Annotated in this window: 23 protein-coding genes and 1 pseudogene; 14 read left to right on the top strand and 10 right to left on the bottom strand. The window is 63.7% G+C overall.

All coding sequences use genetic code 11. The features are described from left to right. The first annotated feature begins 170 nt into the window (after nt 1–170). The 4 genes from A9976_RS30095 to A9976_RS30110 all read left to right on the top strand — a co-directional run bounded on the left by A9976_RS30095 (nt 171) and on the right by A9976_RS30110 (nt 5,717). Complete coding sequence (locus A9976_RS30095; protein WP_183021999.1) at nt 171–842, top strand: outer membrane protein; 672 nt, start codon at nt 171–173, stop codon at nt 840–842. Nucleotides 843–957: 115 nt separating this feature from the next. Then, nucleotides 958–2,844: a propionate--CoA ligase gene (locus A9976_RS30100; RefSeq protein ID WP_183022000.1), complete on the top strand. Its 1,887-nt coding sequence runs from the start codon at nt 958–960 to the stop codon at nt 2,842–2,844. 149 nt (nt 2,845–2,993) lie between these two features. Continuing rightward, the gene (locus A9976_RS30105) at nt 2,994–4,382 is read left to right on the top strand and encodes a phosphomannomutase/phosphoglucomutase (protein ID WP_183022001.1); all 1,389 of its coding nucleotides are present in this window, start codon (nt 2,994–2,996) and stop codon (nt 4,380–4,382) included. Between the two features lie 15 nt (nt 4,383–4,397). Next, a complete protein-coding gene (locus A9976_RS30110) occupies nt 4,398–5,717 on the top strand; it encodes a 3-deoxy-D-manno-octulosonic acid transferase (protein ID WP_183022002.1) in 1,320 nt (439 codons plus the stop codon). A gap of 58 nt (nt 5,718–5,775) precedes the next feature. Here A9976_RS30110 and A9976_RS30115 read toward each other — a convergent pair whose 3' ends face one another. From A9976_RS30115 to A9976_RS30160, 10 genes are all read right to left on the bottom strand, one after another. Further along, nucleotides 5,776–6,189 (bottom strand): type II toxin-antitoxin system VapC family toxin, encoded by a 414-nt coding sequence (locus A9976_RS30115; protein ID WP_183022003.1) that lies wholly within the window; start codon nt 6,187–6,189, stop codon nt 5,776–5,778. 11 nt (nt 6,190–6,200) lie between these two features. Continuing rightward, a complete protein-coding gene (locus A9976_RS30120) occupies nt 6,201–6,461 on the bottom strand; it encodes a type II toxin-antitoxin system Phd/YefM family antitoxin (protein WP_183022004.1) in 261 nt (86 codons plus the stop codon). 91 nt (nt 6,462–6,552) lie between these two features. Next, a complete protein-coding gene (locus A9976_RS30125; protein WP_183022005.1) occupies nt 6,553–7,974 on the bottom strand; it encodes a HAMP domain-containing sensor histidine kinase in 1,422 nt (473 codons plus the stop codon). Next, nucleotides 7,971–8,654, bottom strand: a complete 684-nt coding sequence (locus A9976_RS30130; RefSeq protein ID WP_183022006.1) for a response regulator — start codon at nt 8,652–8,654, stop codon at nt 7,971–7,973. Before A9976_RS30130 ends, A9976_RS30125 begins: the two co-directional genes overlap by 4 nt. Nucleotides 8,655–9,024: 370 nt before the next feature. Further along, nucleotides 9,025–10,500, bottom strand: a complete 1,476-nt coding sequence (locus tag A9976_RS30135; protein WP_183022007.1) for a TolC family outer membrane protein — start codon at nt 10,498–10,500, stop codon at nt 9,025–9,027. A 90-nt stretch (nt 10,501–10,590) separates the two neighbouring features. Beyond that, complete coding sequence (locus A9976_RS30140; RefSeq protein WP_183022008.1) at nt 10,591–10,938, bottom strand: rhodanese-like domain-containing protein; 348 nt, start codon at nt 10,936–10,938, stop codon at nt 10,591–10,593. A gap of 77 nt (nt 10,939–11,015) precedes the next feature. Continuing rightward, a complete protein-coding gene (locus tag A9976_RS30145; protein ID WP_183022009.1) occupies nt 11,016–11,726 on the bottom strand; it encodes a protein-L-isoaspartate O-methyltransferase in 711 nt (236 codons plus the stop codon). A 43-nt stretch (nt 11,727–11,769) separates the two neighbouring features. Further along, entirely contained in the window at nt 11,770–14,997 is a 3,228-nt protein-coding gene (locus tag A9976_RS30150) for an efflux RND transporter permease subunit (protein ID WP_183022010.1), read from the bottom strand. A 2-nt stretch (nt 14,998–14,999) separates the two neighbouring features. Beyond that, nucleotides 15,000–16,250 carry an efflux RND transporter periplasmic adaptor subunit gene (locus A9976_RS30155; RefSeq protein ID WP_183022011.1) on the bottom strand — a complete coding sequence of 417 codons (1,251 nt, stop codon included), beginning with the start codon at nt 16,248–16,250 and terminating at the stop codon, nt 15,000–15,002. Next, the gene (locus A9976_RS30160) at nt 16,247–16,945 is read right to left on the bottom strand and encodes a TetR/AcrR family transcriptional regulator (RefSeq protein ID WP_183022012.1); all 699 of its coding nucleotides are present in this window, start codon (nt 16,943–16,945) and stop codon (nt 16,247–16,249) included. The genes A9976_RS30155 and A9976_RS30160 overlap by 4 nt, the downstream gene beginning before the upstream one ends. Nucleotides 16,946–17,417: 472 nt before the next feature. On the opposite strand from A9976_RS30160, the gene A9976_RS30165 reads away from it, so the two are divergent. The 10 genes and pseudogenes from A9976_RS30165 to A9976_RS30210 all read left to right on the top strand — a co-directional run bounded on the left by A9976_RS30165 (nt 17,418) and on the right by A9976_RS30210 (nt 25,736). Beyond that, a complete protein-coding gene (locus A9976_RS30165) occupies nt 17,418–17,816 on the top strand; it encodes an H-NS family nucleoid-associated regulatory protein (protein ID WP_183022013.1) in 399 nt (132 codons plus the stop codon). 97 nt (nt 17,817–17,913) lie between these two features. After that, nucleotides 17,914–18,684 carry an autoinducer binding domain-containing protein gene (locus A9976_RS31245; RefSeq protein WP_197956132.1) on the top strand — a complete coding sequence of 257 codons (771 nt, stop codon included), beginning with the start codon at nt 17,914–17,916 and terminating at the stop codon, nt 18,682–18,684. Between the two features lie 93 nt (nt 18,685–18,777). Then, nucleotides 18,778–19,698, top strand: a complete 921-nt coding sequence (locus A9976_RS30175; protein WP_183022014.1) for a hypothetical protein — start codon at nt 18,778–18,780, stop codon at nt 19,696–19,698. Then, nucleotides 19,679–19,933 (top strand): hypothetical protein, encoded by a 255-nt coding sequence (locus A9976_RS30180; protein ID WP_183022015.1) that lies wholly within the window; start codon nt 19,679–19,681, stop codon nt 19,931–19,933. The genes A9976_RS30175 and A9976_RS30180 overlap by 20 nt, the downstream gene beginning before the upstream one ends. A gap of 637 nt (nt 19,934–20,570) precedes the next feature. After that, nucleotides 20,571–20,897: pseudogene (locus A9976_RS31680) on the top strand (DDE-type integrase/transposase/recombinase); the annotation flags it as partial. Nucleotides 20,898–21,192: 295 nt separating this feature from the next. After that, nucleotides 21,193–21,759, top strand: coding sequence for a peptide-methionine (S)-S-oxide reductase MsrA (msrA, locus tag A9976_RS30190; protein WP_183022017.1), 567 nt, complete (start codon nt 21,193–21,195; stop codon nt 21,757–21,759). Nucleotides 21,760–21,898: 139 nt separating this feature from the next. Continuing rightward, entirely contained in the window at nt 21,899–22,354 is a 456-nt protein-coding gene (locus A9976_RS30195; RefSeq protein ID WP_183022063.1) for a Fur family transcriptional regulator, read from the top strand. Between the two features lie 49 nt (nt 22,355–22,403). Then, nucleotides 22,404–22,718, top strand: coding sequence for a hypothetical protein (locus tag A9976_RS30200; RefSeq protein WP_183022018.1), 315 nt, complete (start codon nt 22,404–22,406; stop codon nt 22,716–22,718). Between the two features lie 123 nt (nt 22,719–22,841). After that, a complete protein-coding gene (locus tag A9976_RS30205) occupies nt 22,842–23,297 on the top strand; it encodes a hypothetical protein (RefSeq protein ID WP_183022019.1) in 456 nt (151 codons plus the stop codon). 240 nt (nt 23,298–23,537) lie between these two features. Beyond that, a complete protein-coding gene (locus tag A9976_RS30210) occupies nt 23,538–25,736 on the top strand; it encodes a TonB-dependent receptor domain-containing protein (protein ID WP_183022020.1) in 2,199 nt (732 codons plus the stop codon). The last annotated feature ends 31 nt before the right edge of the window (nt 25,737–25,767 follow it).

The raw sequence follows: 25,767 nt of genomic DNA on the forward strand, positions 1-25,767 counted from the left end.
GCCGTCTTGAGGCGCTCTTTGGAGCGCCTTTTTTCATGGTGACCTGTCTGTTCTTGGGAGGCGGGCTGTCGCTGCACCGCGTAGTTCTACGGAGCTGCGTGCGTAGCCGGCCGAATAGGCGCGGGCAGGGCGTTTTTCTACAGTGGCGGCATTCCCCCAAGAGAGACTGTATGAAGCACGTTCTGACCTTCACCGCCCTGATCCTGACCGCCTCGGGCAGCGCTTTGGCTGCCGACAATTTCTATGGCGCCGTCCGCATCAACTCCGCCAACTACAAGGCCCACGACATGGACTCCAGCGCCCGCCCCGGCCTGGGGCAGTTCGTGCCTGGCGACGACAGCCGCCGCGCTACAGGCGGCTCTCTGGCCCTGGGCTATCAGCTCCCGTCGGACTGGCGCCTGGAAGCCGAATACACCCTGCCCAGGAGCAACGAGTTCACCAGCGGCTCCACGCGCTTTCCCACGAGCTTCAATCACCACAGCATCCGTTCTCAGCGCCTGATGATCAATGCGTACAAGGATTTCCCCCTGAACGCGCAGTTCTCCGTTTACGGCACGGCGGGCCTGGGCCTGGCCCACCTGCAGTCCAGCGGCTGGCAAGGCAATCCGAATCGCCAGTACTTCAGCGATTCCCAGAACAATCTGGCCTATGCGCTGGGCTTTGGCGTCAGCTACTCGCCGATGCAAAAGCTCAGCATCGACCTGGGCTATCGCTATGTGGGAATGGGCAAGACCCACAGTGGCGCCAACAACTTCACCAATGTCCGTGGCCTGCAGGATGAGCAGATGCGCGCCAAGCTGAGTTCCAGCGAGATCTCGGTCGGCCTGCGCTACAGCTTCTGAGTTTGTAGGGGCCTGCCTGCCAGCGCAGCGCCGAGTTGTCAGCTTTTGGCAAGCGCATTATGAATAATTATGAATTCAGAAGCCGCCAATCCATGACAACGACAGGAGACAGACAATGGCCCCGCGTTTCGACGATTTCCACCGCCGCTCCATCGAGGAGCGCGATGCCTTCTGGGCCGAGCAGGCCCGCCGCATCGACTGGCATGTGCCGCCCCAGCGCATCTGCGACTACGACAATCCGCCGTTTGCACGGTGGTTTGTCGGGGGGCAGACCAATCTCTGCCACAACGCCGTGGACCGGCACCTGGCCGGGCGCGCCGACCAGAACGCGCTGATCGCCATCTCCACCGAGACCGGCACGGAAAAGGTCTACACCTACCGCGAACTGCATGCCGAGGTGCAGCGCATGGCCGCCGTGCTGCAGTCGCTGGGCGTGCACAAGGGCGACCGCGTGCAGATCTACATGCCCATGATTGCCGAGGCGGCCTTTGCCATGCTGGCCTGCGCGCGGCTGGGCGCCATCCATTCGGTGGTGTTCGGCGGCTTTGCCTCGGCGGCGCTGGCCTCGCGCATCGATGATGCCGAGCCCAAGGTCATCGTCAGTGCCGACGCGGGCTCGCGCGGCGGGCGCGTCGTGGCCTACAAGCCCTTGCTGGACGAGGCCCTGCAACTGGCCAGCCACAAGCCAGCGGCCGTGCTCATCGTGGACCGTGGCCTGGCGCCCGCTCCCATGCGCGCAGGCCGTGACCACGACTGGGCCAGCCTGCGTGCGCTGCACGCCGACGCCCAGGTCGCCTGCACCTGGGTGGAATCCACCGACCCCAGCTACACGCTCTACACCAGCGGCACCACGGGGCGCCCCAAGGGCGTGCAGCGCGATACGGGCGGCTATACGGTGGCGCTGGCCGCCAGCATGCCGCTGATCTTCGGGGCCGAGGCAGGGCAGACTTTTTTCTGCACCAGCGACATCGGCTGGGTCGTGGGTCACAGCTACATCATCTATGCGCCGCTGATCGCCGGCATGGCCACCGTGCTCTACGAGGGCCTGCCCATACGCCCCGACGCGGGCATCTGGTGGAGCATCGTGGAGAAGTACCGGGTCACCCACATGTTCTCGGCGCCCACGGCCATCCGCGTGCTCAAGAAGCACGATGCCGAGTACCTGCACCGCCACGATATCTCCAGCCTCAAGGCGCTGTGGCTGGCCGGCGAGCCGCTGGACGAGCCCACGGCGCAGTGGATCAGCCAGGCCCTGGGCAAGCCCATCATCGACAACTACTGGCAGACCGAGACAGGCTGGCCCATCCTCACGCTGTGCAACGGCGTGGAGCAGCAGACCACGCGCTTCGGCAGCCCGGGCAAGGCCGTCTATGGCTATGACGTCAAGCTGATCGACGAGGCCACTGGGGAGGAGCTGCTCGGTGCCGGGCAAAAGGGCGTGCTGGCCATCGAGGGACCGCTGCCGCCGGGCTGCATGCAGACCGTCTGGCGTGACGATCAGCGCTTCGTCAACACCTACTGGAAGAGCATTCCGGGCCGCATGGTCTACAGCACCTTCGACTGGGGCATTCGTGACGAGGACGGCTACTTCTTCATCCTGGGGCGCACGGACGACGTGATCAACGTGGCCGGCCACCGCCTGGGCACGCGCGAGATCGAGGAATGCATCTCCGCCCATCCCCAGGTGGCCGAGGTCGCCGTGGTCGGCGTGGCCGATGCGCTCAAGGGCCAGGCGGCGCTGGCCTTTGCCGTGCCCCGGACGGCGCTGGAGGGCGAGGCCGAGCGCGCGGCGCTGCAGGCCGATGTGATGAAGCTGGTCGATGCGCGGCTGGGCGCGGTGGCACGGCCCTCGCGCGTGGTCTTCGTCAGTGCGCTGCCCAAGACGCGCAGCGGCAAGCTGCTGCGCCGCGCCATGCAGGCCGTGGCCGAGGGGCGCGACCCGGGCGACCTCAGCACCATGGAGGACCCGGCTGCGCTGGCCCAGGTGCAGCAGCAACTGTGAGGACGGGCGTGCGCTGCAACCGTTTGTAGCCGGAGTGATGTGCGGCGGCGCCCCTGCCTGCCGCGCCTACAATCGCGCCTTGGGCCGCAGCCGGGCCGGGTTCCGGGCTGCGGCGCCCTGTTTTCAACCGACGAGAAAGCGTTTTCGACGTGCAGGTCGCATCTTCCATCTTCAAAGCCTATGACATCCGCGGCATCGTGCCGTCCACGCTCAACGAGGAGGTAGCGCTTGGCGTGGGCCGCGCCTTCGGCATGGCGGCCCTGGCGGCCGGCGAGACCGTGGTGGCCGTGGGACGCGATGGCCGCCTGTCGGGACCCTCGCTGTCCGCGGCGCTGATTGCCGGCCTGACCGAGGTCGGCATCGAGGTGATCGACATCGGCCTGGCCACCACGCCCATGCTGTACTACGCGGCCAGCACGCTGGCGCGCTCGGGTATCCAGGTCACGGGCAGCCACAACCCCAAGGACTACAACGGCTTCAAGATGGTGCTGGCCGGCCGCGCCATCTACGGCGAGGAAATCCAGGCCCTGCGCCGCCGCGTCGAAAGCGATGACTGGACGATCATGGGCACCGGCAGCATGCGCCGCGCCGATGTGCTGGCCGACTACCAGGCGCGCATCGTGGGCGATGTGAAGCTGGCGCGTCCCATCAAGATCGTGGTGGATTGCGGCAACGGCGTGGCCGGGGCCTCGGCGCCCGGCATCTTCCGCGCGCTGGGCTGCGAGGTGATCGAGCTGTTCTCCGAAGTGGACGGTGAATTCCCCAACCACCATCCCGATCCCAGCAAGCCCGAGAACCTGCGTGACGTGATCGAGGCGCTGCGCACCACGGATGCCGAGCTGGGCCTGGCCTTCGACGGCGACGGCGACCGCCTGGGCATCGTCACCAAGGACGGCCAGAACATCTTCCCCGACCGCCAGATGATGCTGTTTGCCAAGGACGTGCTCTCGCGCGTGCCCGGCGGCAGCATCGTCTATGACGTGAAATGCACGCAGCGCCTGGCGCCCGCCATCCGCGAGGCAGGTGGCGAGCCCGTGATGTTCAAGACCGGGCATTCCCTGGTCAAGGCCCGCATGAAGGAGCTGGATGCGCCGCTGGGCGGCGAGATGAGCGGCCACATCTTCTTCAAGGAACGCTGGTACGGTTTCGATGACGGCACCTACGCGGGCTGCCGCCTGCTGGAGATCGTCAGCCGCGAGGCCGATCCCAGCGCCTTGCTCAACGCGCTGCCCACCAGCTTTTCCACTCCCGAGCTGAATGTGGCCTGCGCCGAAGGCGAGCCCCATCGCCTGGCCGCCGAACTGCAGGCCCTGGCCGCCGAGACCTTTGCCGCACCGGCCCAGGTCAGCACCATCGACGGCCTGCGCGTGGACTGGGCCGACGGCTTCGGCCTGATCCGCGCCAGCAACACCACGCCCGTGCTGGTGCTGCGCTTCGAGGGCCAGACCCAGGAGGCGCTGTCGCGCATCGAGGCGCAGATGCTGGCGCTGCTGGAGCGCGTCAAGCCCGGCGCGCAGGTTGGCGGTGCCGCGCACTGATTTGCGCGCCAGGCGATGACTTCACGCTCTCCCACGTCCTGGGCGCGCGCGCTGTACAGCTCCGTGACCTGGGCGGCGCAGCCGCTGCTGCGCCGCAAGCTGCTGCGCCGCGCTGAGGCCGAGCCCGTCTATGCCGAGCACATTCCCGAGCGCTTTGGCCGCTACCAGCCGGCCACGCTGGGGCAGGACGGACGCGAGCAATGGGTCTGGATCCATGCCGTATCGCTGGGCGAGACACGTGCTGCCGCCATCTTGCTGGCTGCGCTGCGCGAGCGCCTGCCCGGTATGCGCCTGCTGCTGACCCATGGCACGGCCACAGGCCGCACCGAAGGCCGCCGGCTGCTGCAACCCGGCGACCTGCAGGTCTGGCAGCCCTGGGATACGCCAGCGGCCGTGCGCCGCTTCGTGCAGCAATTCCGGCCAGCGGTCGGCGTGCTCATGGAAACCGAGGTGTGGCCCAACCTGGTCGCCATCTGCCGCGAAGAGGGCGTGCCGCTGGCGCTGGCCAATGCGCGGCTCAGCGACAAATCGCTGGGCCAGGCGCTGCGCGTGGCGCCGCTGGCGCGCCCTACCTATGCCGCCCTGGCCGCCGCCTGGGCACAGACCGAGGACGATGCGCAGCGCCTGCGCCTGCTGGGTGCGCCCGTGCGCGGCGTGCTCGGCAACCTGAAATTCGATGCGCGTCCGGACGCTGCGCTGCTGGAGCGCGCCCGCGAATGGAAGACTGCGGTGTCCCGTCCCGTGGTGCTGCTGGCCAGCAGCCGCGAGGGCGAGGAGGCCATGCTGCTGTCCGCCCTGCGCACGCTGGGGCCGGCAGGCCGGGCCGTGCAATGGCTGGTCGTGCCACGCCATCCGCAGCGCTTTGACGAAGTGGCGGCGCTGCTGGCTGGCGGCGGCCTGCATGTCTCGCGCCGCAGCCAGTGGGTGGGTGGCCCGCCCTGCGGGGCTGCGGCGGATGACATCGACATCTGGCTCGGTGATTCGCTGGGCGAGATGGCCCTGTACTACGGCCTGGCCGACGCCACGCTCATGGGCGGCAGCTTTGCGCCGCTGGGCGGCCAGAACCTCATCGAGGCCCTGGCCTGCGACTGCCCCGTGGTGCTGGGGCCGCATACCTTCAACTTCAGCGAGGCCTCGGACCTGGCCTGCGAAGCCGGCGCGGCGCTGCGGGCGCCCGACATGGCACATGGACTGAGCCTGGCCGTGGACCTGGCCGGGGACCGCCAGTCCCACGCCCATGCCGTGGCCCAGGCGCGCGGCTTCCTGGACCAGCACCGCGGGGCCGCGCAGGCCACGGCGCAGGCGGTGGCCGGGCTGTTGCGGTCGCTCGCCTGATCCTCCTGTGCCAGGGGGCGGGCAGGCAAGACTGCGCAGCAAAAGGGCTTTTGCCCGTTCAGCGAAAGGGCGACTCAAAGGGGTTGACAAGCGCCACGCCAAAATCCGCGAAGTCGCGAATGTTGCGTGTGGCCACGACCAGCCTGTGGCGGATGGCCGTGGCTGCAATCATTGCGTCCTCATACAGCGCATCGGAGCGCCCGTGCATCAGCCGGGCCCAGATGCGGAAGGTCTCGGCATCCATCGGCAGCACGTTGTAGGAGGCGGAGACCAGATCTGCCCAGCGTTCGATTTCCTGGGCCTTCTCAGCATCCTGTTGCCGGGTCAGCTCTATGCCCGCCTGGATTTCGCCCAGGCTGACCGCGGACAGATGGAGCTCCGGCTCAGGCAGGGATTGAAGCCAGGCCAGGACGGCTCCGTGGGGCCTGGAGCGCCGCAGCTCTGAAATGATGTTGGTGTCCAGCAAATACATTTCTGGCGCACTCAGTTGGCGGGTTCGATGGGCCTGCGGTGTGCCTGGCCGCGCGGCGGGATCAGCAGGTCTGCGCGGCCCACTTCCGAGAGCAGCAGTTCCTTGAGCGAAGCAGGTTCGGCAGCGGGATGCAGGCGGCGCCACTCTTGCATCGGAACGAGCACGGCAGTGTCTGCGCCACGCCGGGTCAACACTTGCGGGCCATCGGTCAGGCAGGCTTCGAGAAGCTCGTTGAAGTGGTCTTGGGCATCTTGCACAGGCCAGGATTTCATGATTGCGCTCCTTCGCTCACGGGTTACAGGCCCAGTCTAGTTCCTGGACTGTTGGCTCTGCAATCCTGGGCCCATGCACGCATCAAGGGCCCTATCCTTCCTGCAGCACGGGCAGGTTGACGCTTGCCAGCAGCCCTCCATCCTCAGCGTTGTGCAGCTCGATGCTGCCGCCGTGCCGCTCGGTCACGGTCCTGGCGATGGCCAGGCCCAGGCCGCTGCCGCTCTGGCTCTGGTCGGGTACGCGGAAGAAGCGGTCGAAGACGCGCTGGCGCCAGGCCTCGGCGATGCCCGGGCCACGGTCGCGCACCTGAAGTACCGCGTTGTCGCCCTGGCGCTGTAGCCGCACGCTCACGGTGGCGTGCGCGGGGCTGTATTTGATGGCGTTGTCCACCAGGTTGTCGATCAGCGAGACCAGGCCTTCGCGTTCGCCCATCACGCTCAGTGGCTCGCTGGCTTCCAGGGCCAGTTCCACCGGGCGGCGGCAGGCCAGGGCGTCGAGTGCAGCGAGCCGGTCTTCCAGCAGCAGGTCCAGGCGCAGCGGCTGCATGGCCATGCCGGGCGCTTCGGTCTCGCTGCGCATGAGCTGCAGCAACTGGGCCACCATGCGGCTCGCGCGCTGGTTGCTGCGCAGCAGGCTGTCCATGAGTTCCTGCTGGTGCGGTTCGCCGCCATGGCGCAGCATGGCTTCCACGTTGACGTGCATGGCTGCCAGCGGCGTGCGCAGTTCGTGGGCTGCATCGGCGATGAGGTTGCGTTCCCGTTCGCTGCTGGAGCGCACGCGGGCCAGCAGGGCGTTGATGTCCTGCACCAGCGGCCGCAGCTCGGCGTGCGGCGGCGCATAGGTGAGCGCGCTGAGGTCGTCGGGGCCGCGTGTGGCCAGCTCGTCGCCCACGCGGCGCAGCGGGCGCAGCGCCGCGCGTACCGACCACCAGGCAGGAAAGGCCAGGAAGGGCAGGCTGATCAGCAGCGGCAGCAGGTAATAGCTGCGGGTGTTGAGGGTGATCAGCAGTTCCTTGAAGGACGGCAGCATCAGCGTGACTTCGGTCTGGCCCGAGGCCGAGCGCAGCGTGCTCATGCGCCAGGTCTGCCCTTCGAAATCTATGTCCTCGACCGTGTCCAGCACGCGGTTGCGCAGGGTGGGTGCCGGCGTGGGCGAGCGGTACAGGAGCTGGCCGCGCTGCCAGACCAGCAGCGTGGGCGTGAAGCGGATGTCGTCGTCTCCGTCGCCGTACTCATGGCGCAGGGCCGTGTCCAGCGCGGCCAGGCTGTGCTGCTGGCGGTCCGGAAGGTCGGCCAGGTCCTCGGCCACTGCCATGACGAGTTCGTAGACCGGCTTGCTGACCAGCAATTCATTGTGGAAGTGGGCCATGTAGATGGCTGCCACCAGCAACGCGGTCCAGATCGCGGTGAGCACGCCCATCTGGGCCAGCAGCAACCGCCGGCCCAGTGTGGGCCGCAGCCAGCGGCGCCATCTCGGGCTGGCCTGGTGCCCCGGCAGGGTGTGCGATGTCATGGGCAGGAGGGGGGAGCCATCGGCTGCGAGTCGATGACATAGCCAATGCCGCGTACCGTGCGTATGAAGCCCGGCCCGATCTTGCGGCGCAGGTTGGAGACATGGACTTCCAGGGCATTGCTGCCGTTGGCGCTGCCGCCCGGGATGACTTCCTCCTCGATGCCGCTGCGCGTGACCACGCGGTCCATGCGCCGCAGCAGCAGGGCCAGCAGGTCGAATTCGCAGCGCGACAGCTCGACGTTCTGGCCTGCAACGCTGACACGGCGCGTGGGCTCGTGCAGCGACAGGCCGCGCAGATGCAGCGTTCCGTCGCCCTGCCCATAGCTGCGGCGTGCCAGGGCGCGCACGCGTGACACCAGTTCGGCCAGGGCAAAGGGCTTGACCAGATAGTCATCGGCGCCGCTGTCCAGGCCGTGCAGCCGGTCGTGCAGGCTGTCGCGTGCGCTCAGGATCAACACGGGCAGGCGGCGCCATTCGCGGCGCAGGCGCGTCAGCAGGCTGATGCCGTCGCCATCGGGCAGGCCCAGGTCCAGCAGCACCATCTCGAAGCTTTGCTGCTCCAGCGTACGCAGCGCATCGGACAGGCGGCGCACCCAGACCACATCCATGGCGTGATCGCCCAATGCGATGCGCACGCCATTGCCCAGATCCAGATCGTCCTCCACCAGCAGCAGTCTCATCGTGTGTTTCCTGTGCCGCTCCCATGCCGCGGACCGGCGCCTGCGGGAGGGCTGCCGCGAGTATCGGTCAAGGCGCGGGCGATGCGCTTCAGCATCCCTTCAGGAAAGCCGGGGCAGGTCTTCAGGCTGGTTTGCCACAGTGGCCCGCTCGACAACCCCCACGAAGGCAAGGCGCGCATGCCAAGACCCTCCCGCTGTTCCTTGCTGAGCCGTCTGGCGGCGCTGTGCGCGCTGGCTGCCTGGATTCTGGTCGTGGCAGGTTTGCGTGCCTCGGCTTTGCCAGAGCACAGGGCTGCAGCGCCAGGCGCGCGGCCCACGGCGGCCGGGCATCAGCCAGGGGCACTGCCGGCCGTGCGGGCGCTTCAGGGATTCAAGGGGCTGGCGCGCGGAGCGACAGCGCATCGATGGCGCGCAGGTCGTCGTCGCTGAGCGTGCCGGCGGCCTGGCGCAGCTTGAGCTGGCCCAGCAGCACCTGGTAGCGCGCCAGGGCCAGGTCGCGCTGGGTCTGGTAGAGCTGGCTCTGTGCGTTGAGCACGTCGATGTTGATGCGCACGCCGACCTCGTAGCCGAGCTTGTTGGCGTCCAGCGCGCTTTGGCTGGACGCCAGCGCGGCCTCCAGCGCCTTGACCTGTGCCTGGCCCGACTGCACGCCGAAGAAGGCCGTGCGCGTGCTTTGCTCCACGTTGCGCTGGGCGTCGTCGAGCTGTGCGCGCGCCTTGTCTTCCAGCGCCAGGGTTTCCTTGATGCGGTTTTGCACGGCAAAGCCGGCGAACAGGGGCAGGTTCATGACCACGCCCACGCTGGCGGCATTGGTGCGGTAGCTGGTGCCGATTTGCGGCGTGACCGAGCCGTTGGGATAGCGGTTGACCACGTAGCCGGCCTGCAGGTCCACGGTGGGCTTGTGGCCGGCCTCGGCTTTCTTCGTTTCCAGCTGGGCGATGTCCAGCGCCAGGCGGGCCTGGCGCAGCTGGGGCTGGCCTTGCAGTGCGGTGTCCACCCAGGCCTGGGCGTCGGCGGGCATCAGGGCCGGCAACTGCAGCGGCTGGGCCAGCGGGCGAGGCACGGTGCCCACGGCGCCGACGATCTGGTCCAGCACCAGGCGCTTGACGCGCAGATCGTTCTCGGCGGCGATTTCCTGCGCGCCGGCCAGGTCGAACCGGGCCTGTGCTTCGCGCGAGTCGGTGATGGTGGCCGTGCCGACCTCGAAGTTGCGCTTGGCGAATTCCAGCTGCTGTGCAATGGCCGCCTTCTGGGTCCTGACCACGGCCAGGCTGTCCTGGGAGCCCAGCACGTCGAAGTAGGCCTGGGCCACCCGCACCAGCAGGTTCTGCTCGCCGCTGTCCAACTGGGCGCGCGCCACGTCCACGCCGCGCTGGCCCTGGTCGTAGGCGATCTTGTTGGCCGGGCGGTACAGCGGCTGCTGGGCGCTGAGCTGCAGGTTCTGCTGGGGTGAGCGAAAGCTCCCCGGCAGCACGCTGACTTCCACATGCGAGGTGTTGGCGCCGGCCTGCAGCCCCACGCTGGGCAACAGGCCCGAGCGTGCCTGCTCGGCACGGCTGGCGGCGGCCTGGGCGTCGGCCTGCTGGGCCTGCCACTGGGCGTCGTAGCCGCGCGCCTTGGCCACCAGTTCGGACAGGTTCTGGCCCGCGGCCGCAGAGGCTGTCAGAGAGGGCAGGGCAGACTGCGGGGCCGCAGGGGCGGGCGCAAGGACGGCTGGGGCAGGAGCCTGTGCCAGGGCCGAGCCCATGCCGGCCGCGCACAGCAGCAAGGCCATGTGGCGCAGGGGCCAGGCGTATGGGCGGGTCAGGGCGGAAGCGACAGGGGCAAGGGGCCGAAGCAGGGGCATAGAGGTCCTCGAATCAAAACACAGTCGTCACGAAGCACCGGGGACGGCTGGCGTACAGCCGTGTCCCGGGTTTCTTTTGCGTGTTGCCGCTCAGTAGCGCGGCACGCCTGAGTCGCGCTCGCGCGACCAGGCATCGATGCCTCCGCTGATATTGGCCACGGTCTCGAAGCCGTTGTTCATCAGGAAGGCAGCGACATGCATGCTGCGTGCGCCGTGATGGCACAGGCAGGCTGTGGGGTGATCCGGATCGAGTTCCTGCAGGCGCGAGGGAATCTCGCCCATGGGGATGCAGCGCAGCTCGAAGCCCTCGGGGCGTACGCTGGCCTGGGCCACTTCCCAGGGCTCGCGCACGTCCAGCACCAGGGGCAGGGCATCGGAGCCGCTGGAGTGCTGGTTCAGCCAATCGTTGAGTTGCGCGGGAGGCACTTGGGGAAGCATCGGAAAGATCCTTGCGGAATGGAATGGAGTTGCCGCAGCGGCCGGAATCCTCTGGACCCCGGCCGCCGTGGCGGATTTCAGAACGTGAAGCGCGAAGGCTCTTCGAAGTTGGCCAGGCGTGCGGTCACCACGTCCCAGGGCTGGCTGGTCTCGAACTGGTGGCCGTTCTTTTGCACCAGCGTGAAACGCATCATGGGCAGTTGGCCGACGATGGCTGCCAGGCGGCCGCCGTCGTTGAGCTGGGTCAGCAGGGCCTGCGGCACCTGGGCGACCGAGCCGCTGAGCACGATGGCGTCGAACTGGCCCAGAGCGGCCGCTGCCGTGGCGCCATCGGCCAGCTTGACCTCGGCATTGGTGATGCCGGCGCCCAGCAGGTTCTCGCGGGCCATCTCGGCCAGCTCGGGCACGATCTCCAGTGTCACGACTTCCTTGGCCTGGGCGGCCAGCAGGGCGGCCATGTAGCCCGAGCCGGCGCCGATTTCCAGCACGCGGTCGGTGGGCTTGATCTTCAGGTCCTGCAGCATGCGGGACTCGATGCGCGGGGCCAGCATGCACCAGCCCTTGGCGGCGGCTTCCTCGGCCGAGGCAACCAGGGGGATTTCCAGGTCCATGAAGGCCAGGCCGGCATGCTCGGGCGGCACGAAATTCTCGCGGTGCACCTTGCCCAGCAGTGCCAGCACTTCTTCATCAAGCACGTTCCAGGGGCGGATCTGTTGCTCGATCATGTTGTAGCGCGCGTGCGCTTGGGCGCTGTGGTGTTCGGGCAGGCTGTTCAGGGGCAGGCTCATGGGGTATCTCCGGAGAAAGACTTGTCAGGACAAACCTTTGATTCTACGAGTCTCGCGGCGGGGTGGGGGCGCTGGCGGCGCCCTGGCCGGGTGCCGCGTCGTGCCGGTCGCCGTTCCACAGGCGCCGCAGCCACTGGGAGAAGTCGTCAAGGTAGCAATAGACCACGGGCACGACCACCAGGGTCAGCAGCGACGAGGTGACCACGCCGCCGATCACCGACTGGCCCATGGGCGCGCGCTGCTCGGAGCCTTCGCTGAGTGCGAAGGCCAGCGGCACCATGCCGAAGATCATGGCCAGCGTGGTCATCAGAATGGGGCGCAGCCGCACGCGCGCCGCCAGCAGCAGGGCCTGCTCGCGCGGCAGGCCGTCGCGGATCTGGCCGGTGTCCGGGTCGCTGTGCGGGCCGCGCGCGCGGATGGCGAAGTCCACCAGCAAGATGGCGTTCTTGGTGACCAGTCCCATGAGCATGACCACGCCGATGATGGAGAACATGGACAGGGCCGAGCCGAACATCATCAGCGCCAGCACCACGCCGATCAGCGTCAGCGGCAGCGAGGTCATCAGCGCCAGCGGCTGCAGGAAGCTCTTGAACTGGCTGGCCAGGATCATGTAGATGAAGATGATGGCCAGCGCCAGGGCGGACACCGCATAGCCGAACGATTCGTTCATGCTCTTGGTGGCGCCGCTGAACTGCGTGCGGTAGCCGGGCGGCAGGGCGATGTCGGCCAGGGCATTGCGGATGTCGGCCGAGACCTCGCCGCTGGAGCGCAGGTAGACGTTGCCGCTGAAGGCGACCTCGCGCGTCATGTCGCGGCGGTTGATCTGGCTGGGGCCGGTGCCTGGCGTGACGGTGGCCACCTGGTTCAGCCGCACGATGCGCATGCCGCCGTCGCCCGAGGTGGAGGGCAGGGCGAAGGGCAGGCGCTCCAGGTCCTGGGGCGTGCTGCGCGACTCGGGCGCCAGGCGCACCTTGACGTCATAGGTCTGGTCGTCGCTGGCGCGCCAGTTGCCCACGGTCTGGCCGGCCACCCAGGTGCGCAGCGCCGCTGCCATGGAGCCTACCGACAGGCCCAGGTCGGCGGCCGCATCGCGCCGCACCGTGATATCGATCACGGGCTTGTCGGGCTTGAGGCTGCTGTCCAGGTCCACCAGGCCGGGAATGCCGCGCAGGCGTTCCATCACCACGCGGTTCAGGCGCTCCAGCTCGCCCAGGTCCGGGCCCTGCAGCGAGAATTCGACCTGCTTTTGCCCGCCCACGGGCTCGCGCTGGCCCACATGCGTGACGGTGATGCCGGGCACGCTTTGCAGCTGCTCGCGCAGCACGCCCGACAGTTCATCGCCGCTGCGCTGGCGCAAATGGCGGTCCAGCAAGCGGATGTAGATGCTGGCGTATATCTTGCCCTGGGCCGTGCCGGTGTTGATGGTGGCCAGCGTGTAGCGGACCTCGGGCAGGGCGCGGATGATGGCATCGACCTGGCGGGCCTTGGCCTCCGTGGCCTCGATGGACGAGCCCACGGGCGTGTTGAAGCTCACCGTGGTTTCCGAGAAATCGGCCTTGGGCACGAATTCCGTGCCCAGCAGCGGCACCAGGAAGATGCTGGCCACGAAGATGGCCAGTGCCGCCGCCAGGGTGGTGATCTTGTGGCGCAGCGCCCAGCCCAGCACGTCCTGGTAGAAGTGGGACAGCGAGTCGGTGGCGCGCTCGAACCAGGCCGTGACCCGTCCCAGCGTGCGGTCGTAGAGGCTGTTGCCGCGCTTGTCGCCATGGGCGTGGATGGTCGGGTCATGCCAGACGCTGGAGAGCATGGGGTCCAGCGTGAAGCTCACGAACATGGAGATCATCACGGCCGCCACGATGGTGATGCCGAATTCGTGGAAGAACTTGCCGATGATGCCGCCCATGAAGCCGATGGGCAGGAACACCGCCACGATGGACAGCGTGGTGGCCAGCACGGCCAGGCCGATCTCCTGCGTGCCGTCCAGCGCGGCCGCATGCGCGTCCTTGCCCATCTGCACATGGCGCACGATGTTCTCGCGCACCACGATGGCATCGTCGATCAGCAGGCCTACGCACAGCGACAGCGCCATCAGCGTGATCATGTTGATCGAGAAGCCGAACCAGTACATGAACAAAAAGGTGCCGATCAGCGCAATGGGCAGCGTCAGCCCCGTGATCACCGTGGAGCGCCAGGAGTTCAGGAACAGGAAGACGATGAGCACCGTCAGTGCCGCGCCCTCGATCAGCGTCTGGCGCACGTTGTTGACGGCCACGCGGATGGGGCGGGCGCTGTCGGCAATGGGCTCCAGCCGCACGCCGGCCGGCACTTCGGCGGCGATCTCGCGCAGCGTGGCGTTCAGGCCGTCCACGACTTCGATGGTGTTCTCGTCCTGGGCCTTCTGCACGGACAGCAGCAGGGTGCGGCTGCTGTTGTACAGGGCCACGGTTTCCAGTTCGCCCGCGCCGTCCTGCACGCGCGCCAGCTGCCCCAGCCGCACGGGCGCGCCGCCGCGCTGGGCGACGATGATGCGCTCGAAGTCCTGCGGGCGCTTCATGCGTGCGTCGATCTGCACCACGCGCTCCTGCTCGCGCGAGCGGATGGCGCCCAGCGGCAGGTCCTGGTTCTCGCTGCGCACGGCGTTCACGATCTGGTCGGGCGTGATGGCATAGGCTTCCAGCGCCTCGGGCTGCAGGTAGATATTGATCTCGCGCGGCGTGGCGCCCACCAGGTTGACGGCGCCCACGCCGCGCACGTTCTCCAGCCGCTTCTTGAGGACCTGATCGGCCCAACTGGTCAGCGCGACGGCATCGGGCGCCCTGGTGCCGGCATCGGCCTGGGGCAGCACGGCCACGGACCAGATGGGCGAGCTGGCCGGATCGAAGCGCAGAACGCGCGGCTCCTTGACCTCGTCGCGCAGGGTGGGGCGCACCGAGGCCACCTTCTCGCGCACATCTTCGGCAGCGCGGCGGCCATCGACATGCAATTGGAATTCGATGATGACGACGCTGGTGCTCTCATAGCTGCGCGAGGTCAGCGCGTTGATGCCTGCAATGGAGTTGACGCCTTCCTCGATCTTCTTGGTGACCTCGGACTCCACGATCTCGGGCGAGGCGCCCGGATAGTCCACCGTGACCACGACCACGGGGAAGTCCACATTCGGGAACTGGTCCACCTTGAGCCGCTGGTAGGAAAACACGCCCAGCACCATGAGGGCCAGCATGAGCATGGTGGCGAACACAGGGTTTGCCAGGCTGACGCGCGTGAACCACATGGTCAGCGGGCTCCGGGGGCTGGCGCAGCCTGGGGTTGCTGCACCTGTTGCAACGGTTGCAATGGTTGCAACTGCACGGCCGTGCCTGCGCGCAGGCCGCCCACGCTGCCGGCCAGCACCCGGTCACCGGCCTGCAGGCCGCTGGATACGGCAATCCAGGTGGCGCCATCCTGCGCGCTCTGGCTGCCCAGCGTGACCGGGCGGTGCTGCACGCGCAGCAGGCTCTTGTCCGCTTCGGACTCGCCCGAAGTCTGCAGCAACTGCACATAGGGCTGGGGCTGGTCGGTGCGAACAGCGGTCAAGGGCACGGCCAGCTGTTCGGTCTGCCCCGTGACAATGCTGCCCTGCAGGTACAGGCCCGGGCGCACGATGGGGATGGATCTGCCGGCGGCGCCTGCGTTGACGGGCGCATCCTGCACGCGCAGATAGACGGCCACGCTGCGCGAACCTGCCTGGGCGCTGGGGTTGATGCGCACCACGCGCGCGGGCACGGCGGCCACGTCGTCGCCCGCGCCTTGGATCTGCAACTGGGCCTGCTGCCCGACCTGCACGCGCACCGAATCGGCGGGCGCCAGCTGGGCCACGACTTCGAGGTCGGACGGATCGACGATCTCCAGCACCCGCGTTTCCACGCCCACGCGTTCGCCGTCCTGCACTAGGCGCTGTGAAACCTGGCCGTCCATGGGGCTGCGCAGCACGCTGTCGGTCACGCTCTTGCGGGCCACGTCGGCGGCGGCCTGGGCGGCAGCCAGGTTGGCGCGTGCGGCATCCAGGTTGGATTGGGAGGTGGCCAGCGCGGTGGTCGAAATGAAGCCTTGCGTGACCAGGGCCTGGTTGTTGTCGTGCTGGCGCTGGGCCAGCTGCAGCTGCGCCTGGGCCGCATCGGCCTGCTGGCGGGTCTGGCGCCAGCGGGCCTCGACCTCGGTGGCGTCCACGCGGGCCAGCTCCTGGCCCTTGCGCACGCTGTCACCCTCACGCACCTGCAGGCCGCGCAGCTCGCCGGCCACATAGGCCTTGACCACGGCGCTGCGCACGGCCTGGACCACGCCGCTGACGGGCACGGTCAACTGCAGCTGGCGTGGCTGCAGCTGCACCACTTCCTGCGGACCCACGCGCACCGGCATCTCGCGCGGCTGGGTGGCTGCGGCGATGGCGCTTTGCTTGCTGTGCCGGGTGGATGCGGCGCGCCATACGCTGGCGCCGATGGCGATCAATAAGGCCAGGCCGATCAGCCAGCCGGTGCGACGCTTCATGGTGTGGGCGGGGAGGAGGGTGGTGTGGTGGCTGCAAGGGGCAGGCACATGCCATGCAGCAGGTAGTCGATCTGGGATTCCAGAAACCGCTCGGGATCGAAGTCGCCATGGGGCAGGCAGCCGCCCAGCGAATGCTTCCAGATCATCAGAAACATCATCGGGGCGACCACGCAGTGCACGGACAGGTCCAGATCCATGGGCCGGAACTCGCCGCGCTCGACGCCGCGCTGCAGGATGCGTCGGATCAGCTCATGGCCTGGAAGAACCACTTCCTGGTGGTAGAACTGCGACAGCTCGGGAAAATTGCCCGCCTCGCTGAGCATGAGCTTGGTGATGCCCGACGCCTTGGTGCTGCCGATGCGTTCCCACCAGGACTTGAAGCAGTAGCGCAGCAGATCGGTTGAAGGTGCGCAGTAGTTGTCGAGTTCTTCGCTCCACTCGCCGAAGCGGCCCGCGATGCTGTGGCGCACCACGGCCTTGAAAAGCTCCTGCTTGCTCGCGAAATAGAGGAACAGCGTGCCCTTGGACACCCCGGCGCGGGCGGCGACTTCTTCGACGCGGGTGGCGGCATAGCCCTTTTCCACGAAGAGGTCGAGCGCCGCTTCCAGCAACTCGCCGGGACGCTCCTGCTTGCGTCGGCTGCGCTTTCCTGAAGGCTCGGCGGGGGCGGGTGAAGAGGCGGGGGTGTCGGTCACGGAAAATTAATGACTGATGGGTTAGTTATCGTAACCGCAGAACCGTTCGTCGTCACCTGGCTTGTGCATGGGCTAACCTGTAGGTGCAACGGCCTGCATGGATGGCGTGCAGCTATTTTTTTGGCATCCTCATAGAAAAGACGCATATGGCGACTGAAACCATTTATCTGTGCGGCGGCTGTTTCTGGTGCACAAATTCTGTTTCTGAGTAAAAAAACTCAATAAAATCAATGATGTGTGAAATTTAAAAGTGGGAATTTGTGAAATTTCTGTTGTGTTCACAAATCTCTAGCATACTTAAAAATCTTGATATTTTTGCTTTGCTATTACTTTTGATGGCCGTTTGTTCGGGCCTGTCCGAATGACTGACCTTCCGTCGGGAGGCCTCTGGGCTATGCAGTGTTAAAAGCTTTTAGAATAATAGAAAGCTCACTATCATTGAGGATTAAAGTTTTTCAAAGGGGTTTAAGAGATGGCAGAAGAACTGACACTTGCGGAACTTCAAAAGAAGATTGCAGAACTGCAAGCTAAAGAACAAGAAATTATTCAAGCTGAAAAAGCGACTGTTGTTGAAGAAATCAAAGCAAAAATTGCACAGTACAAGCTTTCTTTTGAAGACCTTGGGTTTAAAGCCCCTGTTGTTGCAATGCCTGAAAAGTCAAGCAACAAAGGTAAATCAAATACTACCCTTGTCCCCATTTATCGCAATAAAAATAACCATGCAGAGACATGGCATGGCAGTAAAGGTCGGTTGCCTCTGTGGCTTCAGGCTATCCTGAAAGAATTGCAAAAGACTAAGCCCGAAGCCGGAAACCCAGAGTTGAAGCAGTGGCTTTATGAAAACGGCTACAAGATTGAAGCAAACCAATAAGCCAAAAAATTATTTTATTAAAGCTCCTATTCGGAGCTTTATTTTTATATTTTGGCTTGATTCAGTTCAATCAATGCTTGAAGAATAGCTCTCACGAATGTTCCATCAGTTACATTTCTTTGAAGAATTATTAAAGCAAGACTCTTATGAAGAGCTGTCTTGTGTCTTCAATTCTCAAGTTGAAAAACTTGGATTTAGTAATTTCTTCTATTCGGATTTGACTCCGCCAACAAACGAAAATGTATTTTATGCTGATGAGAGACCAATAGTTCCAATTGAAGATTTGGCAGATAAAGGAATTATTACTACGTATCCTGCGGATTGGATGTTGCACTATCAAAAAGTTAACCATATGCCTCGTGACCCTGTAATTGCTCGTGCAGTTAGTAGTCCGTTGCCTGTGATGTGGAATAAACTCTCTACCTCAATAGACCCTGTGATGGATGAGGCTCGTCAGCATGGTCTAGCAAGTGGGGTAACCGTAACCGTTGGGGGTAAACGAGGGTTTGGTGGTGCTCTTTTAAGTATTACATCAGATAGACCACCTGAAACATCTATTGAGATGGCCGGGCGGCATGAAGTCCATATGGCGGGCCAGGCATTGCTATTGGCTTTGCATTTGCATGAAGCCTTGGATAATTTACCGTCGTCAAAAAATAAGAAGCCAATTGTTGTGCTGACTATCCGTGAAAAAGATTGTTTGCAATGGTCTGCCATGGGAAAAACTTCTTGGGAGATGGCAAAGATTCTTAATATCTCCGAAAGAACAGCCAATTTTCATATTGGCAATGCAATGCAAAAGCTTGGTGTATCAAGCCGTCATCAAGCTGTGGCTAGAGCTATCAGCCAAGGTCTGATTTGTCCTTGACCTGTCAGTTCTGACAGTAGCACAGTACCTCTATCCGTTTAAAAATTCCTTTACCTCTGTGGCATGGTGCTACGGTAAACTGACGGAAAAATTATGAGGCAAATTGGAATTTTGCTGACTTTGACCTTGGCTCTGCCCTTTCCTTTGATTGCTTGCGACAAAGGAAGTCAAAAAGTTATTTCTATGCAGAATCCCACTGACCAAAAAGAAAAGGTCTTTGGATTGGCTCGCAGGAACTCAGAGAGTCTGACCTACCCTACCTCATTGGATTTCAACGACCAATTTCAAATTGGTGATGCAACCTTTATGAAATACACCTATCTTTATTGGTGTCAAGGTTATAAAGGTTCAGACAGCATGCTTGCACATACATTGTCCGAGAACTATCGCAACGAAGACGATAGCTTCAAGAAACAAGATATTCTGAAATCTCTCAAGCCACAACTGGAAGCATATAAGAATAACGCCCAAAAGCTTGGCAATATCAAAATCACCACCTTTCAGAAGGTTGCTGTAACCCAGTACGATCACGAAAAAAACAACTTCAAGTTCAACTCGCCGAGTGTTGCTGGTATTGAAGTTAAGATTAAAGATAAATCCTTTCCTCCTCAGACTTATTACAGCAATATCTTGCTGGGTAGTCTTCCATATAAAATGGAATACAAGCCAAAATCGGAAGCTGAAGCAAGGCAAATTGAAGGGGAATTGACTAAATTGAAGGAGCGGGGCAGTCGTTCTGCCGAACTCCTCTTGACAGTCTATGGGTATGTACTGCAAACCTATGCCATGGACGATGGCAGGCAATTGCATTCAGTGATTGCAGTTGATTCGTTCTCTTTGGATAACCCGAAGACCAAGCAGCCAATTATTAATATTCAATCTTCACTTTTGCCTCCCGTTCTCAATCTGGAAGAGCTGAGTATTGGCGGAGATATTAAAGACACAATTATCAATCGATTCAAAATTCCTAAATCAACAAAAGAAATACCAAAGGGTGTTCCTCATTTTTGGTGATGAAAAAGCTCCTATGGAGATTTTCTCTTATTTGGGAAATATTTTCGAGATGAAATCCTTTATCTTTGTTGTCATTGTTCTTTTTTGCATGATATTTTTCTGGCGGGTAACACTGCTGGCTATTGCTTCTCTCTTGCTCGGAGGTCTTGATAAAAGTCTCGGAGGAGTGGTTTTTATCGTTGGAGTAATTCTTTTGATTGTTCGTCATGTTGGAAAAAGAGAGGGACATATTTAATATCCTTGGTTGACAAACAAGAAAGCCTCAGCGATGGGGCTTTCTTTTTTTTTGTTATATTATGGGTTGCTGTTTTGTGGAAATCTAATAAGTCAAATATGTGTTCAATTAAAGAATCTATTGTTTATTTTTATTTAAAGAAATACTTTTGATGATTGTTCTATTTAAGTAAAAATGAAATTTCTCAGGACTTTAAAAAAGATTTTCGTTTGGTTGGTTGGTGTAGGAAAATATAAAAATTTAGCTTTTATTTGAAATTTTGGTTCTTTGCAGCATTTAAGAAATTCCATTTTTAATTTTCTTTGTTTGCTCGTTGGTCATACTTTTCTCATTATTTGCCATATGAATATAATTAATATAGCAAAAGATAAATCAAGGCCAATATTGATTTATTAATATATTCTGGTACATTAATATTGCGCATATAGTAAAGAGGGAGAAGATGAGATGGAGTTTGAGTTGACCCGGTTGCGTGGACACATCATTTTTTGTGTTCAAGGAGCCGCAAAGGTCCAAAGTCAGGCCGCCGTATCCGGCGCAGTCCATCATCAACGGGGTCGGTCAAGCCGCCATTGATAGTGGCAAGCCGCTGCCCGGCAAGGACGGCTTGAGCTGCGTCGAGCGCGAGGAGTTGGTACGGCTGCGCCGTCTTGCCACGCGCCAAGACAAACGCGTCTCACCCGCCAACGACCTGGCCAAGCGCCAGTTCAAGGCCAGCGACCCCAATCAACTCTGGGTGGCCGACATGACCTACGTGTCCACCTGGGCGGGGTTCCTGTACTTGGCCGTGGTCATCGACGTGTGGAGCCGGCGTGTGGTGGGTTGGTCTATGGGCGAGAGCATGACGACCGACTTGGTGCTATCGGCGCTCAATATGGCGCTGACCCAGCGCAAGCCGCAAGATGTCATCCACCATCGTGACCAGGGCTTTGAAAGGAGCCAGCAGGCACGATTCAATGCCTGCAAGCACGACCCGTCGTACATCGTACGCTGACGAAGCACCCCAGATGGTTTGAGAATCAAACCAGAAACCGCCCACCGGACCGGGTCAACTCCAGGTTCCCCGTTCACCTTCTTGTTGACACGTACCCTAAACTTGACCTGCTTCTCCTTGGTCTTGTTTTTCCATCGGACCTGTGTGACGCCAGAGGCAGGGCAGACATTGGCAGGGACCCTTTGCGGCAGGTGTTCTTTGGCAAATTTCTGCCAAGAACTTACCTGATTTCGGCCGTTTTATCAAAACTTAGGAAGCATGCTTCATGGAAAAAACTGAACAAAATCAACAGGATAAGAAGTTTGAAACAATAGTGTTGGGCGGCGGCTGCTTCTGGTGCACCGAAGCCGTTTTCGACCGTGTGCGCGGCGTGAGCGACGTGCAAAGCGGCTACGCCAATGGCGATCTGGACGACCCCAGCTACGAAGACATCTGCACCGGCCAGACGGGCCATTCGGAGGTCGTCCGCGTGCAGTTCGACCCTGCCGTGATCCCGCTGCGCGACCTGCTGACCGTGTTCTTCGGCACGCACGACCCGACCACGCTCAACCGCCAGGGCAATGATGTGGGCACGCAGTACCGCAGCGGCATCTACACCACGAATGAGCAACAGGCCGAAGTGGCGCGCACGCTGATCTCCGAACTCACGCAGGCCGGTGCCTACGACGCGCCCATCGTCACCGAGGTGCAGCCCCTGGCCAGCTACTGGCCGGCAGAGGACTATCACCAGGACTACTTCCTCAACCATCCCAACCAGGGCTACTGCGCCTTTGTGGTGGGGCCCAAGGTGCAGAAATTCCGGGGTGCGTTTGCGCGCTGGGTCAAGCAATGAGGCCAGGTGGGTTGTGTAAGCGGTTGTGATTTGCGGGCATAATGCAACCCGGTTGCGATAACGCCGTCTTGTTGCGTTCAGCCCGTTTGCATTGCCCATGTCCTCGTCGACTCCCGCCCCCTTGCCTTTGCCTGCCGGCATGCGCTCGACCCGCGCCACGCGGGCCGTGCTGGCGCTGTGGGAGCTGCGCGCCGATGCGCTGCTGAGCGAGGCGGACGTGGAAGCCGTCCTGCATGCCCAGGGAGTGCAGGTCAACCGTGTCACCGTCTACCGGCTGCTGGACCGGCTGGCCGCAGCTGGCGTGTTGCGCCGCAGCGTGGATGCGGCACGCGTGGCCCGGTACGGCAGGCCCCTGCAGGGCGCGGCCTGCGAAGGCGACGCCGCTGCGCACTTCGAGTGCGCGGATTGCCACAGCGCCTTTCGTCTGGGAGGGGAGGCAGGCAGGGGCGGCGTGCAACTGCAGGCCGCCTTGCTGCAATTGCAGCAGGCCCTGGCGGCCAGCGGCCTGCAGGGCCAGGCCATCGATGTGTCGGTGACGGGGCTGTGCCAGGACTGCAGCGGCACCGGGCACTCCCGGAAGGCTGCGTCCGCGTGAGGTGGCCGTTTTCCCCTTTTTCTCTTGCATAGCCCCTTCAGGATCTCGCATGACCTTCGCCCCCTTCCGTTCCGTTTCCCTGATCTTGGCCGCCGTCTTTCTGGCCGCTGCTGCCCAGGCGCACGATCACGACCATGACCACGCCAAGACCCCTGCGGACGCCAAGGCACAGGGCGCCTCGGCGCCGCTCGATGCCCATGCCCGGGCCGACATGGAACGCCATCGCGCCATGGCCAAGGCCCACGAAGCCGCCGCGCAGTGCCTGGCCGCCGGCCGCGACCATGAACAATGCCAAAAGCAACTGCAGGCCGATTGCAAGGGCCTGGCGCTGGGCAAGTTCTGCGGCATGCGCCATGCGCATTGAGTGGGGGACCTGCCCGCCGTGTGGCGCCGTGAGCAATCGCCAGTCTTTGTGACGCGATGGTGAAGCCTGCCCCGCAAATTGGCGCATACACTCTGCGCTGCCCATCCAGCCCCTGATCCCTCCATGCCCTTGCAACCCCCGGAACGTCACTTGCCAGCGCAGGCCTCAAGGCTTGCGTTGCGTGGCGCCGTGCCGGATCGGGCGTGGCTGGTGGCCTGGCTGCTGGTCTGGTCCGTTGCCCTGGCGCCGTTGCTGGGCCAGATGCACCGCGTGGTGCACGCGGGCGGCCTGGCCGCAGCCACGTTCCATGGCCCGGTGGAGGTGGTTGCCTCTTCCTGCAATGCACCCGTCGATTGGGTCCATGCGCTGTTCTCGGGCCACGGCCCGGCGGACTGCCAACTGCTGGACCAGTTGCACGAAGGTATGGCAGGGCCGCCATCCGCCGTGGTTTTGCCGCCTTTCTGGGGCGAGCAGGCCGAACCCGTCCAGCCGGTCGTCGTGCGCGATGGCCGCATGCTGGCGGCCTTCTTCGATGCGCGGGGTCCCCCGCATCCCATCACTGTCTACCTGGCGGCTTGAATCTCCGGGGCTGGCGCTGCATGCGCCTGTCCTCAAGAGCCGTTTGGCCGCGCCTTGCTGCATTGATCGCAACAAGGCGCCGCGCCCAGGTCCGGCAGTTCCTTGAATGCATATCCGATCGGATGGCCGCACGCGCCTGCAGGGCGTGCCGTGGCCGTCCGCTTCCGACGCCATTTTTTGCAGCGCCCGGATTTCCACGCCCCGCAGGGCCGTGGCCGGCCGCTGCCGGGAAGACCAGTGATGAGAGTGACAACAAAGCAATACCACCAGGACGCCAAAGCGCAGGGGGAGAGGACGAAACTGCGCCCGCTGCTGCAGCAACTGCTGCTGGCAGGCGTGCTGGGCCCCGCGACGGGCGGCCTGGCCATGGCGGCAGAGCCTGCCGACCCCATCCCCGCAGCCGGACCCGCGGCCGCAGCTACCGCCGAGGCGGGCGCACCGCGCAGTGATGCCCCCGTGCTCAACGAGGTGACGGTCAAGGCCAGCGGCCTGGGCCTGACCTCGGCCGACATGTCAACGCCGGCCACGGTGCTGGAAGGCGACGTGCTCACGCTGCGCCAGGCGGCCACGCTGGGCGAGACGCTGGACGGCGAGCCCGGCATCCACGCCAGCCATTTCGGTGCGGGCGCAAGCCGCCCCATCATCCGCGGCATGGACGGCCCGCGCGTGCAGATCCTCAGCGATGGCTCCGAGCTGCATGACGCCTCCACCATCAGCCCCGACCATGCCGTGGCCAGCGAGCCCATGCTGGCCACGCAGATCGAAGTGCTGCGCGGCCCCTCGGCGCTGATCTACGGCGGCGGCGGTGCCATGGGCGGCGTGGTCAACATCCTGGACGACAAGATTCCCACGTCCATTCCCAAGAACGGCATCACGGGCTCGGCCCAGCTGCGCGGCAGCACCGGCGCGGGCGAGACGGCGGGCGCGTTCTCGCTGACGGGCGGCGCCGGCCAGCTGGCCATCCATGCCGAGGGCATGGCGCGCGATGCCGGCGACTACCGCGTGGGCAGCGGCTGGGCGCCCAACGGCCAGTCCCAGGGGCGCGTGGGCGGCAGCTTCAACCGCACGGACACGGGCAGCCTGGGCCTGTCCTGGATCGGCACGCAAGGCTACCTGGGCCTGGCGTACACCCGCCAGACCGCGCGCTATGGCCTGCCAGGCCACAACCACAGCTTCGAGGGCTGCCACACCCATGGCGACCATCTGCACTGCGGCGGCCATGACCACGGCGACGAGGACGGACATGACCATGGCGGCGACGAACACGATCACGACCATGGCAGCGTGCCGGTGGTCGATCTCAACAGCGAGCGCTGGGATCTGCGCGGCGAATGGCGCAATCCGACGGCTGGCATCGCGGCGCTGCGCGTGCGCGGTGGCTGGACCGACTATCGCCATGACGAGATCGAAGGTGGCCAGGTCTCGACCACGTTCAAGAACCGCGCCCATGACCTGCGCGTGGAGGCAGAGCTGGAGCCCATCGCCGGCTGGCGCGGCGTCGTCGGCCTGCAGACCGTGCAGCGCAAGTTCAGCGCCGAGGGGGAGGAGGCCTATGTGCAACCCACCGAAACCCGCCGCAACAGCATCTACCTGCTGGAGGAATACCGCTGGCAGGACTGGCGCTGGCAGGCTGCGCTGCGCCACGAGCGCCAGACCGTGGACGCCCAGCAAAGCGGCATCTCGCGCAGCCACAGCGGCACATCGTTCTCGCTGGGCTCGGTGTGGAAGTTCACCCCGGGCTACAGCCTCTCGGCTTCGCTGACGCAGGGCAACCGCCTGCCCACGGCCGAGGAGCTGTACGCCAACGGCCTGCACATGGCGACTTCCACCTACGAACGCGGCAATGCCGACCTCAAGCGCGAACGCTCGCAGGCGCTGGACATCGGCCTGCGCAAGACGGCAGGCGACACCACGTTCAGCGTCAATGCCTTCCACCATCGCGTCAAGGGCTATATCTACGGCGCCACGCTGGACGAGCACGATGGCCTGCAACTGCTGCAGTACACCCAGGCCGATGCGCGCTTCACCGGCGTGGAGGGCCAAGTGCGCCAGAAGCTGTCGCGCCAGTGGGGCGTGACCCTGTTCGGCGACGCGGTGCGTGCGCGGCTGGAAGACGGCTCCGCGTTGCCGCGCATCCCCGCTGCACGCGTGGGCCTGCGCGTGGATACCTTCTACAAGGGCTGGGATGCCCAGGCCGAATGGGTGCAGGTGCTGCGCCAGAACCGCGTCACCGCCTATGAGACCGAGACGGACGGCTACGGCATGCTCAACGTCTCTGCCAGCTACACGCTGCGCACCTCGGGTGGCATGCCCTGGCAGTTCTTCATCAAGGGCAACAACCTGACCAACCGCCTGGCCTTCGCCCACACATCGTTCATCAAGAACGCTGCGCCGCTGATGGGGCGCAACATCACGGTGGGCGTGAAGGTGTCGTTCTAAGAACGCACTCCAGGGCGAACTGCCCGCCGCG

The sequence above is a fragment of the Delftia sp. UME58 genome (assembly GCF_014170385.1).
Classification (GTDB): Bacteria; Pseudomonadota; Gammaproteobacteria; order Burkholderiales; family Burkholderiaceae_C; genus Comamonas; species Comamonas acidovorans.

Excerpts from the sequence above, each read along its gene's own strand:
- A9976_RS30095 (WP_183021999.1), top strand. The coding sequence starts at position 171 with ATGAAGCACGTTCTGACCTTCACCGCCCTGATCCTGACCGCCTCGGGC.
- A9976_RS30100 (WP_183022000.1), top strand. The coding sequence starts at position 958 with ATGGCCCCGCGTTTCGACGATTTCCACCGCCGCTCCATCGAGGAGCGC.
- A9976_RS30110 (WP_183022002.1), top strand. The coding sequence starts at position 4,398 with ATGACTTCACGCTCTCCCACGTCCTGGGCGCGCGCGCTGTACAGCTCC.
- A9976_RS30115 (WP_183022003.1), bottom strand. The coding sequence starts at position 6,189 with ATGTATTTGCTGGACACCAACATCATTTCAGAGCTGCGGCGCTCCAGG.
- A9976_RS30120 (WP_183022004.1), bottom strand. The coding sequence starts at position 6,461 with ATGAAATCCTGGCCTGTGCAAGATGCCCAAGACCACTTCAACGAGCTT.
- A9976_RS30125 (WP_183022005.1), bottom strand. The coding sequence starts at position 7,974 with ATGACATCGCACACCCTGCCGGGGCACCAGGCCAGCCCGAGATGGCGC.
- A9976_RS30130 (WP_183022006.1), bottom strand. The coding sequence starts at position 8,654 with ATGAGACTGCTGCTGGTGGAGGACGATCTGGATCTGGGCAATGGCGTG.
- A9976_RS30135 (WP_183022007.1), bottom strand. The coding sequence starts at position 10,500 with ATGCCCCTGCTTCGGCCCCTTGCCCCTGTCGCTTCCGCCCTGACCCGC.
- A9976_RS30140 (WP_183022008.1), bottom strand. The coding sequence starts at position 10,938 with ATGCTTCCCCAAGTGCCTCCCGCGCAACTCAACGATTGGCTGAACCAG.
- A9976_RS30145 (WP_183022009.1), bottom strand. The coding sequence starts at position 11,726 with ATGAGCCTGCCCCTGAACAGCCTGCCCGAACACCACAGCGCCCAAGCG.
- A9976_RS30150 (WP_183022010.1), bottom strand. The coding sequence starts at position 14,997 with ATGTGGTTCACGCGCGTCAGCCTGGCAAACCCTGTGTTCGCCACCATG.
- A9976_RS30155 (WP_183022011.1), bottom strand. The coding sequence starts at position 16,250 with ATGAAGCGTCGCACCGGCTGGCTGATCGGCCTGGCCTTATTGATCGCC.
- A9976_RS30165 (WP_183022013.1), top strand. The coding sequence starts at position 17,418 with ATGGCAGAAGAACTGACACTTGCGGAACTTCAAAAGAAGATTGCAGAA.
- A9976_RS31245 (WP_197956132.1), top strand. The coding sequence starts at position 17,914 with ATGTTCCATCAGTTACATTTCTTTGAAGAATTATTAAAGCAAGACTCT.
- A9976_RS30175 (WP_183022014.1), top strand. The coding sequence starts at position 18,778 with ATGAGGCAAATTGGAATTTTGCTGACTTTGACCTTGGCTCTGCCCTTT.
- msrA (WP_183022017.1), top strand. The coding sequence starts at position 21,193 with ATGGAAAAAACTGAACAAAATCAACAGGATAAGAAGTTTGAAACAATA.
- A9976_RS30195 (WP_183022063.1), top strand. The coding sequence starts at position 21,899 with ATGCGCTCGACCCGCGCCACGCGGGCCGTGCTGGCGCTGTGGGAGCTG.
- A9976_RS30200 (WP_183022018.1), top strand. The coding sequence starts at position 22,404 with ATGACCTTCGCCCCCTTCCGTTCCGTTTCCCTGATCTTGGCCGCCGTC.
- A9976_RS30205 (WP_183022019.1), top strand. The coding sequence starts at position 22,842 with ATGCCCTTGCAACCCCCGGAACGTCACTTGCCAGCGCAGGCCTCAAGG.
- A9976_RS30210 (WP_183022020.1), top strand. The coding sequence starts at position 23,538 with ATGAGAGTGACAACAAAGCAATACCACCAGGACGCCAAAGCGCAGGGG.